6 protein-coding genes and 1 CRISPR repeat array are annotated in these 11211 nt (G+C 63.8%); of the genes, 3 read left to right on the plus strand and 3 right to left on the minus strand.

Features of this window, described 5'->3' with window-relative positions; translation table 11 throughout:
- Window positions 1–157 precede the first annotated feature (157 nt).
- Together acs and KKP04_RS03865 are read right to left on the minus strand one after the other, a co-directional pair.
- Complete coding sequence (gene acs / locus KKP04_RS03860) at window positions 158–2104, minus strand: acetate--CoA ligase (protein WP_215026999.1); 1947 nt, start codon at window positions 2102–2104, stop codon at window positions 158–160.
- Window positions 2105–2205: 101 nt separating this feature from the next.
- A complete protein-coding gene (locus KKP04_RS03865) occupies window positions 2206–4503 on the minus strand; it encodes an adenosylcobalamin-dependent ribonucleoside-diphosphate reductase (RefSeq protein WP_215027002.1) in 2298 nt (765 codons plus the stop codon).
- A gap of 287 nt (window positions 4504–4790) precedes the next feature.
- Here KKP04_RS03865 and KKP04_RS03870 point away from each other — a divergent pair, with 287 nt between their 5' ends.
- The 3 genes from KKP04_RS03870 (at window position 4791) to KKP04_RS03880 (ending at window position 7186) form a co-directional block, all read left to right on the plus strand.
- Window positions 4791–5717, plus strand: a complete 927-nt coding sequence (locus KKP04_RS03870) for an alpha/beta fold hydrolase (protein ID WP_215027005.1) — start codon at window positions 4791–4793, stop codon at window positions 5715–5717.
- Between the two features lie 15 nt (window positions 5718–5732).
- On the plus strand, window positions 5733–6488 hold the full coding sequence (locus tag KKP04_RS03875; protein WP_215027009.1) for a rhomboid family intramembrane serine protease: 756 nt from the start codon (window positions 5733–5735) through the stop codon (window positions 6486–6488).
- 149 nt (window positions 6489–6637) lie between these two features.
- Window positions 6638–7186, plus strand: coding sequence for a hypothetical protein (locus tag KKP04_RS03880; RefSeq protein WP_215027012.1), 549 nt, complete (start codon window positions 6638–6640; stop codon window positions 7184–7186).
- Window positions 7187–7262: 76 nt separating this feature from the next.
- On the opposite strand, the gene KKP04_RS03885 is transcribed toward KKP04_RS03880, so the two are convergent.
- Window positions 7263–7535: a hypothetical protein gene (locus KKP04_RS03885; RefSeq protein WP_215027015.1), complete on the minus strand. Its 273-nt coding sequence runs from the start codon at window positions 7533–7535 to the stop codon at window positions 7263–7265.
- A gap of 88 nt (window positions 7536–7623) precedes the next feature.
- Window positions 7624–11190: a CRISPR direct-repeat array (repeat unit 29 nt; unit sequence CGGTTCATCCCCGCGTGGGCGGGGAACAC).
- Window positions 11191–11211: the final 21 nt, after the last annotated feature.

Raw genomic sequence — 11211 nt, forward strand, 5'->3', positions numbered from 1 at the left:
GCCTGTTAATTAGCCGGATTCGCGAGGAGATGCATGTCCTGGCAATACCGGGAGCGTTTCCCGCCGCCTGCCGTGGCTCTGAAGTAACAGCCCCACATAAGCTTCACGGTCGGATATCAAGGCGAGGTCCAGCTTTGCCGGACCCCGCCGGTTTCCATCAGGCTTCGGCCTTGTTCATGCGGTTCTCGATAAGATCCGACACAACGCCAGGTTCCGCAAGCGTCGATGTATCGCCCAGGTTGGAGAAGTCGTCCTCCGCGATCTTGCGCAGAATACGGCGCATGATCTTGCCGGAGCGCGTCTTCGGAAGGCCGGGAGCGAACTGAATAAGGTCCGGCGTGGCGATCGGCCCGATTTCCTGCCGAACCCAATTGCGCAGTTCCGTCCGGAGCGCCTCGGTCGACTCGATGCCTTCCATCAGGGTGACATAGACATAGATGCCCTGTCCCTTCAGGCTGTGCGGGTAGCCCACGCAGGCCGCTTCGGCCACCTTCGGGTGCGCAACAAGCGCCGACTCGACCTCCGCAGTGCCCATGCGGTGGCCCGCCACGTTGATCACGTCATCGACGCGGCCGGTGATCCAGTAGTAGCCGTCCTGATCGCGGCGGCAGCCGTCACCGGTGAAATAAGTGCCGGGATAGGCGGAGAAGTAGGTCTGGACGAAACGCGTGTCGTCCTTGTACACGGTGCGCATCTGGCCGGGCCACGAATCGGTGATGACGAGGTTGCCCTCGCCCGCGCCTTCGATCGGCTGGCCATCGGGCGTCACGAGTGCGGGCTTCACGCCGAAGAACGGCAGAGTGGCCGAGCCGGGCTTCAGGGCGATGGCGCCCGGGAGAGCGCTTATGAGAATGCCGCCGGTTTCCGTCTGCCACCAGGTGTCGACGATCGGGCAGCGTTCCTCGCCGACGACGTGGTAATACCATTCCCAAGCTTCCGGATTGATCGGCTCTCCGACGCTACCGAGCAATTTCAACGACTTGCGGCTTGTCTTCTTGACGAGTTCGTCGCCAGCACCCATCAGCGCGCGAATGGCCGTCGGCGCCGTGTAAAAAATGTTCACCTGATGCTTGTCGATGACGTCCCAGAAGCGCGAAGCTGTCGGATAATTCGGCACGCCCTCGAACATGACCGTCGTCGCGCCGTTGGCGAGCGGACCGTAGAGGATGTAGCTGTGTCCGGTGACCCAGCCGACGTCTGCCGTGCACCAGTAGATGTCGCCATCCTTGTAATCGAAGATGTATTGATGGGTCAGAGAGGCGTAGACGAGATAACCGCCGGATGTGTGAAGAACGCCCTTCGGCTGCCCCGTTGAACCGGATGTGTAGAGGATGAACAACGGGTCTTCTGCATTAACCTCTTCGGGAGGGCAATCGGCGGAGACGGTTTCCATTTCTTCCGCGAGCCAGTAATCGCGCCCCGGCGTCCAGCCGACCGTGCCATTTGTGCGTTTCACCACAAGTACGCGCTCGACGCTGGGGCATTTTTCGAGCGCCTTGTCCGCGTTCGCCTTGAGCGGAACCTTCCGGCCGCCACGCACGCCCTCGTCGGCCGTGATGACGACGCTCGAGTCGCAGTCGACGATGCGGCTCGCGAGGCTGTCCGGCGAAAAGCCGCCGAAAACCACCGAATGGATCGCGCCGATGCGCGCGCAAGCGAGCATTGCATAAGCGGCTTCGGGGATCATCGGGAGGTAGATCGTGATGCGGTCGCCCTTCTTGACGCCGTGCTTCTTGAGCACGTTCGCGAATCGGCTGACGCGCTCGTGAAGCTCGCGGTAGGTGACCTTGAGATCCAGGTCCGGCTCGTCGCCTTCCCATATGATGGCGACCTGGTCGCCACGCGTTTCGAGATGACGGTCGATGCAGTTCGCGGCTACGTTCAGGGAGCCGTCTTCGTACCATTTGATCGATAAATTATGCGGATCATAAGAAGTGTTCTTGACCTTCGTGAACGGCTTGATCCAGTCGATGCGGGCGGCCTGTTCACCCCAGAAACCTTCGGGATCGCTGACGCTTTGCTCGTAGAGCGCGCGATACTTGTTTTCATCGATGTAGGCCGAACTACTCCAGGCCTCGGAGACCGGATAAATTTTGCCCGTCATGTCGTCCTCCACAATCCGCTTTTTCAGCGTCATTTATGTTTGATTGCCAATCCTAGGGCAAGTTGCGCAAAGGTCGAACACCCGAAGAGCTGAAGCCTCGCTCAATTGCATGTGGAGAACCCGCAAACACGGCAGCTGCGGCATCCTTCCTGCGAAACCATCCCCGGCGCCCCGCATCTCGGGCAGTAATTCGCAAGAGACACCCTTCCCACCTGCTCGCCCTCGCCTCCAACCCGAGAGTGGACGCGGCGCGGCGCATGTTCGGAAGCCTCGCCTTGAAAGCCGATATGAATGAAGTGCCGCTCGACAATATCGCCGATCGCGGCGAGGAGGCTCGGAACGTACCGCCCCTCCATCCACGCGCCGCCCCGCGGATCGAAGACAGCCTTGAGTTCTTCAACGACGAAGCCGATGTCACCGCCGCGCCGGAAAATGGCGCTGATCATGCGCGTGAGGGCAACCGTCCACGCGTAGTGCTCCAGATTTTTGGAGTTGATGAATATTTCGAAGGGCCGCCGCTCGCCGTCCTCGATGCTGTCGTTGATGGTGACATAGATGGCATGATCCGAGCCGGGCCATTTCAGCTTGTAGGTAAAACCGGAAAGCACGGGCTCGCGCACGCGCGGGATCGGTTCGACAGCGTGTGCTTCGCGCGCCACGGCTGCCGTGAGGGGAAGCGCCGGTTGTGCTGGCGGTTGCTCCTCGCTGGACGCCGGCGTGAGAACTTCGCCCGTTACGGCGTTGGGGCGATACGCGGTGCAACCCTTGAGGCCCAGGCGATAGGCATCGGCGTACAACATTTCGAAATCCTCGAACGGGATGGAAGCCGGGCAATTGACGGTTTTGGATATTGAAGCGTCGACGTGGCGCTGAAGCGCGGCCTGCATTTCGAGATGTTGAGCCGGCGTCAGCTGGTGCGCCGCGACGAAAGCGGGCGGGAGTGGCGCATCGCCTCGCTTTTCGCGGAAAATGCGCACCGCGTAATCCTCAACGGTTTCGTGGCGCGTCGAGCCGTCAGGCTGAAGCACGCGCCGACTGAATTCGAAGTCGAAAACAGGTTCCACCCCGCTCGACACATTGCTGGCCAGAAGCGAGATGGTCCCCGTGGGTGCGATCGAGGTCAGGACGCCGTTGCGGATGCCGTGTTGTCGGATGGCCTGTTGCAGCGATGAGGGAAGCGAGGCGGGGAACGGCCGCGCGAGAAAGGCGTCGGCTTCGAAAAGCGGAAAGGCGGCGCCCTTCTCCCTCGCGAGCGCGGCGCTGGCCTCATACGCCAGTTGCGAGATGCGCGCCATCCATGACGCCGCGAGCGCGCGTCCGCTCTCCTCGCCGTAATGCGCGCCGCAGAAAATCAGCGCATCTGCGAGGCCGGTGACGCCGAGGCCGATCCGCCGCTTCGCCTTCGCTTCGCGTTCCTGCGATGGCAGCGGGTAACGCGACACGTCGATGATATTGTCGAGAAGGCGTACCGCGACCGGGACGAGCGTTTCCAGTCGCGCCTCGTCGAGCCGGGCTTGTGGTTCGAACGGGTTTTCGATCAGCGCGGCGAGGTTGATCGACCCGAGAAGGCAGGCGCCGTAAGGCGGCAGAGGCTGTTCGCCGCAAGGATTCGTGGCCGAGATCGTCTCACACCAGGCGAGATTGTTGGCGGCGTTGACGCGGTCGATGAAGATCACGCCCGGTTCCGCGTAGTCGTAGGCGCTGCGCATGATCTTCAGCCAGAGACCGCGCGCGCTCACCTCGCGAAAAACGGTGCCCTCGAATATGAGCGGCCAGCGCGCATCCGCCTTCACCGCCTCCATGAAAGCATCCGTGACAAGCACCGAAAGATTGAAGTTTCTCAGTCTGGCCGGGTCGGCCTTCGCCTCGATGAAGGCTTCGATATCCGGATGGTCGCAGCGAAGCGTCCCCATCATGGCGCCGCGTCTCGATCCGGCGGACATGATCGTCCGGCACATCGCGTCCCACACATCCATGAAGCTGACGGGGCCTGACGCATCGGCGCCCACGCCCTTAACGGGCGCGCCTTTTGGCCGCAGCGTAGAAAAATCGTGCCCGATGCCGCCGCCCTGCTGAAGCGTCAGCGCAGCCTCGCGGACATTCGCGAAGATCGAGCCCATGTCGTCGCCGATCTCGCCCATGACGAAGCAGTTGAACAAGGTGACGTCGCGACCGGTGCCTGCGCCCGCGAGAATACGCCCCGCCGGTATGAAGGCGAAATCCGCCATCGCATCGAGAAAGCGCTTCTCCCAGTCTTTTCGGCTGGCCTCATGCTCCGCCGACGCGGCTGCCTTGGCGACACGCGCGAACGTGTCTTTCACGGATCGCTCGGGCGCGGCGCCCGTCGGCGTGAAACGATATTTGGCTTCCCATATCTGCCGTGAAATCGGGGTCAGCATGAAAGCACCTTACTCATACACCCTCTTTGATCGGCATATGTTCCCTTTTTGTTCGAGTGTGTCAAGCAGAGTGTGTGGATAACCCGATAACAAATCCCGAAGAAAGGCACCAAACCGTGAAAATGCGGCACAGGGGTCCACGCGGATTGCGATAGACAATCGTCAGCCTTCGCCGTTTTCTCCCCATTGTCTCGATGTGCTAACATTTCGAAATGGCGACCTCATTCGCGCGGCCGCTTCTGCCTATATTTAAGTCCGCATGCGATGTTTCAACCGGAGGGCGCATCATGGCGTTTGCAACCAGCACCCGGCAGGGCGACGACGCCGATTCGGCGGGGGAACCGCGAACGCTGGCGCTTTCAGGTGGGCGCAAGCTCGCATGGGCCGAATATGGCGACGATGCGGGGCTGCCCGTCTTCGTCTTTCACGGCACGCCCGGTTCGCGCCTGATGTACCGCCTGGCCGACGCGCCTGCGCGGAAGCTCGGCCTGCGCCTCATATCCCCCGACCGGCCGGGCTTCGGCTCGTCGGACTTCCAGCCCGGGCGAAAGCTCGTCGACTGGCCGCGCGACGTTGCCGCGCTCGCGGATTGCCTCGGCATCGAGCGGTTCGCGGTTGCGGGCGTCTCGGGCGGTGGACCATATGCAGCGGCATGCGCAGCACTCCTGCCCCATCGCGTGACAGCCGCCGCGCTCGTCAGCCCGGTGGGGCCGATGTGTGCGCCCGAAGGTCCGGCAAATCTGCCGCGCGGCGAGGCGATCTTCTTCCGCTCCATGCCGCAGTACACGCTCGCGATGACGGGCGTCTTTTCAGTGAGCCGCGCCCTGTTCAACGCCGCGCCCGACGCCATGTTTCGCGGGCTGATGCGCCGCGCCGGGCCTGCCGATGCGCCGATCCTGTCGCGGCCCGATGTCAAGGCAAACGTGCTTGCGGGCGTGACCGAGGGCATGCGGCCCGGCATTCGCGGCGTCGTGCAGGAGTTCAGGATCTTTTCGGAGCGCTGGAATATTCCGTTCGAGGCTATCGAGGCGCCGTTCCTGCTATGGCAGGGACTGGCCGACCGGAATGTTCCGGTTTCAGCAGCCCTGCATCTCGGCGAGCTTGTGCCGCGCTGCAAGCCGGTGCGGGTTGTCGGCGCTGGCCATTACTGGATCTTCGACCACATGGAAGAGGTTCTCGGCTCGCTCAAGGACCGCATGTCGGCGGCGTCATAAGACAAGGGGCGCCGGATGTTTCCGATCAAAGATTCGATCCGCATCCCGTTCGCGCCGATCGTTACCTACGCGCTGATCCTCATCAATACACTTGTGTTCCTCTACCAGTCGAGCCTGAGCCAGAGCGAGGCGCAAGCCTTCGCGGCCGAATTCGCGCTCATCCCGCGCCGCTATTTCGATCCCGCCTGGGCCGGCTATGTCGGTCTTTCCGGCACCGACTACTTCCCTTTCGTGTCCGGCACCTTCATGCATGGCGGATGGTGGCACCTCATCCTCAACATGTGGACGCTGTTCATCTTCGGCTCGTCGCTCGAAGGACGCGTGGGGCGCTGGCAGTTTCTGTGCTTCTATCTTCTTTGCGGAGTCACGGCGAGCTATGTGCACGCCTGGTTCAACCAGCTCTCGGACGTGCCGACGCTTGGCGCTTCCGGAGCCATCGCGGGCGTACTCGGCGGCTACGCGACCACGTTTCCGCGCGCACGCCTCACGATCCTGATCCTGATCGTCGTCATTCCGCTGTTCTTCAAGGTGCCCGCGCTGTTTTACGCGCTCGTGTGGTTCGGCTTCCAGTTTGCGCAGGGGTTCATCGACCTCGGGTCGAACACGGGCGGCGGCATTGCGTGGTGGGCGCATATCGGCGGGTTCGCGGCGGGCGTCGCGTTGATTCCGCTCTGGCGTTTCGCCCCGGATCGAACCTATGATGAGGCGCAGCCGCGTTTTCTGCCGCCCGTCGCGAACGCCCCGCCCTGGAAGCCCGGTCCATGGGGATAGCCCTTTGTCTGTGTCGGCGCGGCGCATGGACGCCTTGCACATCTGTCCCCGTTTTGCCACAGTGGCGCAGAATTACCCTTTGTATACCAGCGTCATGCGAGCTTTCAGCAGGACGCCCCCGGTAACCCTCAAAGAGAGATGCGGTGGAGATGACCGAAGAACAATCGATCGACCAAGGCGAGCCCATCGCAGAGAATGCTGAACAGGCCGTTACCCCTGTAGACCCGCATGAGTTCAACGGCGTGAAATACTCGCCCATCACGTTCGCTGAATTTGCCGCTCACACGAAATATTCGTTGTTCGGCGTGCCACGCTACAAATGGTCCGGCAAGCAGGTCGTCATTCTCTCCACGTTCAGCAGCCGTAAACTGTCCTTCACGCGCCGCGATTTCGCCCGCCGCGACGATCAGATGGGCGAGTTCGCCTTTCTGAAACCGCCGACAGGGGGCGAGGCTGGGCCGTGCATGGCGCCCGCGCCCGGCTTCGACGACGCGTCATGGCTGAACGCTGGCAAGGAGTGGGACGCCTACGCTACCGCAAAGGGCTTGGCGGACGCCGTCCCGCGCCTCTACTTCTACGGAACAGTCATTTTCGACCGGAAGGTGTTCCGTTCGCATTATGTGGCGCTCGACGGCGTCCGCTTTGCCGGAGCCCACGCGGGCGAGCCTTTGGCGGAGTCCGCAAGCGCTGCGGCGTGAACGGCCCTTTTCGCCACGCGGCATGAAAAGCCTCCGGGTAAAAACCGGGGGCTTTTGCGCGCCTGATGCCGCGCTGTCATCTCTTGCCGTCCGCCTCGATACGATCCCGTTCGGACACTCCGCGGCGCCCCTGCCGCGCCCTGAGCCTCGGCGTCAGCCACCACGCAATCGGCGCGGCAAGGATGAAGCTCGCCGCAACGACGCTCCAGATTCCCGCGCTCGCCTGATCGTGCGGGCCGATCGACTCGCCGTTCAAAAAAAGCAGCATGCCCGCGCCGAACAGCACGGCGTTCACCATCATGTAAACCAGCGCCATCACGGCAAGGCGCGTCTTGGTTTCCCCTGTCATTCGCGATCCTTTCCCGAAAACCTTGCCGGTCCGCATCGAACGGATGCTGGGAACACAGAGCGATCTCCTGGCAGCTGGCCGTCTTGCTCGGTTCATCCCCGCGTGGGCGGGGAACACACCGTGCATCCGCCGCTCATCGAGGTGGCGGGCGGTTCATCCCCGCGTGGGCGGGGAACACGCTGCAATTCATGCGGGGCTCGCCCAAGGGGGCGGTTCATCCCCGCGTGGCCGGGGAACACGCAAGGGCGCCTTGCCGCATCGCGCGCCGGGCCGGTTCATCCCCGCGTGGGCGGGGAACACCGTACAGCGCTCACAGCGATACACAGGCCAAGCGGTTCATCCCCGCGTGGGCGGGGAACACCTGGCCAAGCGGCGGCACGTAATTTTCGATAACGGTTCATCCCCGCGTGGGCGGGGAACACATTATAAATCGGTTTCCCCTTTATTTTTCGGCCGGTTCATCCCCGCGTGGGCGGGGAACACCCTATCCGGTCCCGCCGCGACAACCGCCGCGGCGGTTCATCCCCGCGTGGGCGGGGAACACTTCGGAGATCAGGCCCTCATAGGGGTATTTGCCGGTTCATCCCCGCGTGGGCGGGGAACACTGCGTAACGGCTCCCGCCGCCGAGGGCTAACGCGGTTCATCCCCGCGTGGGCGGGGAACACCCGCCGACCACGAGTTTCGGCGCAGCCGTGTGCGGTTCATCCCCGCGTGGGCGGGGAACACTCGTCGGCGGTCTTTGTGGACTTTGCCAACACCGGTTCATCCCCGCGTGGGCGGGGAACACGAGAACATGGGCAACGCGCTCATCGCGCTCGACGGTTCATCCCCGCGTGGGCGGGGAACACTGTTTACCCTGCAGATTACCCCGTGGCGCAATCGGTTCATCCCCGCGTGGGCGGGGAACACATCGGCTCGGAAAGCGCCTCGGTAAGGTGACGCGGTTCATCCCCGCGTGGGCGGGGAACACCTCTATCGATGGATCAGAAGTGAGGGACTCGGCGGTTCATCCCCGCGTGGGCGGGGAACACATATCACCGCTGGCCTCGCGAGTTTTTCCAGGCGGTTCATCCCCGCGTGGGCGGGGAACACGGATGGAGCCAACGCCAGAACAGGCGGAGTGGCGGTTCATCCCCGCGTGGGCGGGGAACACCAGCCGGATCGAGGCCCGGTTCTCACGGGACGCGGTTCATCCCCGCGTGGGCGGGGAACACATCGGGCGGGGCCGCCAAGTCCCGCCCACCTCCGGTTCATCCCCGCGTGGGCGGGGAACACATGTTGCGGGTCACGCGCGTCCACTCGTTGCCCGGTTCATCCCCGCGTGGGCGGGGAACACGTCCGTAAATAAATCGACCGTCAGGCATGGACCGGTTCATCCCCGCGTGGGCGGGGAACACTAGTAGCGACTTACTGACTGGCCCTCAACTAACGGTTCATCCCCGCGTGGGCGGGGAACACACTGAATTATCAGACCACCTCGCTGCGTTTTCCGGTTCATCCCCGCGTGGGCGGGGAACACCTTCACGCGCCCCCACAACTGGCGCGACGCAACGGTTCATCCCCGCGTGGGCGGGGAACACGAACGCCTTGAATGCCGCGAGCATGTCATATGCGGTTCATCCCCGCGTGGGCGGGGAACACGTCGCGCTGCAAATCGGCTTCTGGATACTCGGCGGTTCATCCCCGCGTGGGCGGGGAACACGCGCCCATGAGATCAAAAAGCTCGGTCCGTTCCGGTTCATCCCCGCGTGGGCGGGGAACACACCTTAAACGTCGAGGCAGCCAAGGCGAACGGCGGTTCATCCCCGCGTGGGCGGGGAACACTCGCGGATGTAGAAGGAGTCCCGATACGCGCGCGGTTCATCCCCGCGTGGGCGGGGAACACTTTCTCTTGCTCGGAACCGCGAAATCCGAGGCCGGTTCATCCCCGCGTGGGCGGGGAACACAATCACTCCCCCCCACGCTGGCGCCGCGCGGCCGGTTCATCCCCGCGTGGGCGGGGAACACGCCGAATGCGGCGGCTACCACCCGGGCGAAGACGGTTCATCCCCGCGTGGGCGGGGAACACTCAGTGTCCAGAGCAAACGCGGTTTTGCCTGACGGTTCATCCCCGCGTGGGCGGGGAACACAGCCTGGAAAGCCCCGCCATAGCGCGGGGTTTCGGTTCATCCCCGCGTGGGCGGGGAACACGCGCTGGCGGGGCTCACGTCGGCGGCGGATCGCGGTTCATCCCCGCGTGGGCGGGGAACACTTGCTCCCACGGACGAGAACTGGTGAAATAATCGGTTCATCCCCGCGTGGGCGGGGAACACGTCGAGCGTATCCACCCCGACACGTGGGCCGCCGGTTCATCCCCGCGTGGGCGGGGAACACGTCTGGCGGGACAGCCACCGCCACAGCCAGGACGGTTCATCCCCGCGTGGGCGGGGAACACGGAGCGCGCGTCTCGCTGTCGCGCATCAACCCCGGTTCATCCCCGCGTGGGCGGGGAACACGCGCCCGATTTGAGCGCATACCAAAGAAGCCCCGGTTCATCCCCGCGTGGGCGGGGAACACCGCGCTCGCCGATGAGTTGGCCGGGCTGCTCCCGGTTCATCCCCGCGTGGGCGGGGAACACTTTTCTGAAGTAACGACGAGCGCGTCCGCAAGCGGTTCATCCCCGCGTGGGCGGGGAACACCAAAGCGAGACGGTGAGCGCGTTCCCGCGCGGCGGTTCATCCCCGCGTGGGCGGGGAACACCTAAATGTCGAGCCGCTTACTCTTGTGGGCAGCGGTTCATCCCCGCGTGGGCGGGGAACACATTTTGCTACACATTTGACAAAACCAATGTGTCGGTTCATCCCCGCGTGGGCGGGGAACACCTGCTTGATGTGCTTGCCCGCGCCCTTCAAACCGGTTCATCCCCGCGTGGGCGGGGAACACTGTACGTCAAGCTCACCGAGAGGCTGAAAGAGCGGTTCATCCCCGCGTGGGCGGGGAACACAGGTTGAAGTCAGCACGAGCCAGATCAGCGGTCGGTTCATCCCCGCGTGGGCGGGGAACACACATCACCAGTCGTTTTGACAGAGCGATAAGGCGGTTCATCCCCGCGTGGGCGGGGAACACATTTCCCCGCTTCTGGCGGGCGAAACCGCGATCGGTTCATCCCCGCGTGGGCGGGGAACACATCTGACAACCGCGCTTAAAGCGCTCGCAACGCGGTTCATCCCCGCGTGGGCGGGGAACACGTCGACGAGAACTATATTTATGTCTGCACCGTCGGTTCATCCCCGCGTGGGCGGGGAACACAAGCCCGGCAATCACGAACAGCTGACCCATGACGGTTCATCCCCGCGTGGGCGGGGAACACCGCCCCCGCGCGTCGGGGGCGCAATGCCGGCGCGGTTCATCCCCGCGTGGGCGGGGAACACGGCGGGAAAACGGACCTCGGCATCGGACTAGCCGGTTCATCCCCGCGTGGGCGGGGAACACTCTGCATCTTCGCTAAGTTTTGTTTGCTGTTGCGGTTCATCCCCGCGTGGGCGGGGAACACCGTGTGCGATGTTGTTCATGGGGAAACGGCGGCGGTTCATCCCCGCGTGGGCGGGGAACACAAGCCCGGCAATCACGAACAGCTGACCCATGACGGTTCATCCCCGCGTGGGCGGGGAACACCGCCCCCGCGCGTCGGGGGCG

This window comes from Rhodomicrobium sp. Az07, from assembly GCF_018619475.1.
Taxonomy (GTDB): Bacteria; Pseudomonadota; Alphaproteobacteria; order Rhizobiales; family Rhodomicrobiaceae; genus Rhodomicrobium.

Excerpts from the sequence above, each read along its gene's own strand:
- acs (WP_215026999.1), bottom strand. The coding sequence starts at position 2,104 with ATGACGGGCAAAATTTATCCGGTCTCCGAGGCCTGGAGTAGTTCGGCC.
- KKP04_RS03865 (WP_215027002.1), bottom strand. The coding sequence starts at position 4,503 with ATGCTGACCCCGATTTCACGGCAGATATGGGAAGCCAAATATCGTTTC.
- KKP04_RS03870 (WP_215027005.1), top strand. The coding sequence starts at position 4,791 with ATGGCGTTTGCAACCAGCACCCGGCAGGGCGACGACGCCGATTCGGCG.
- KKP04_RS03875 (WP_215027009.1), top strand. The coding sequence starts at position 5,733 with ATGTTTCCGATCAAAGATTCGATCCGCATCCCGTTCGCGCCGATCGTT.
- KKP04_RS03880 (WP_215027012.1), top strand. The coding sequence starts at position 6,638 with ATGACCGAAGAACAATCGATCGACCAAGGCGAGCCCATCGCAGAGAAT.
- KKP04_RS03885 (WP_215027015.1), bottom strand. The coding sequence starts at position 7,535 with ATGACAGGGGAAACCAAGACGCGCCTTGCCGTGATGGCGCTGGTTTAC.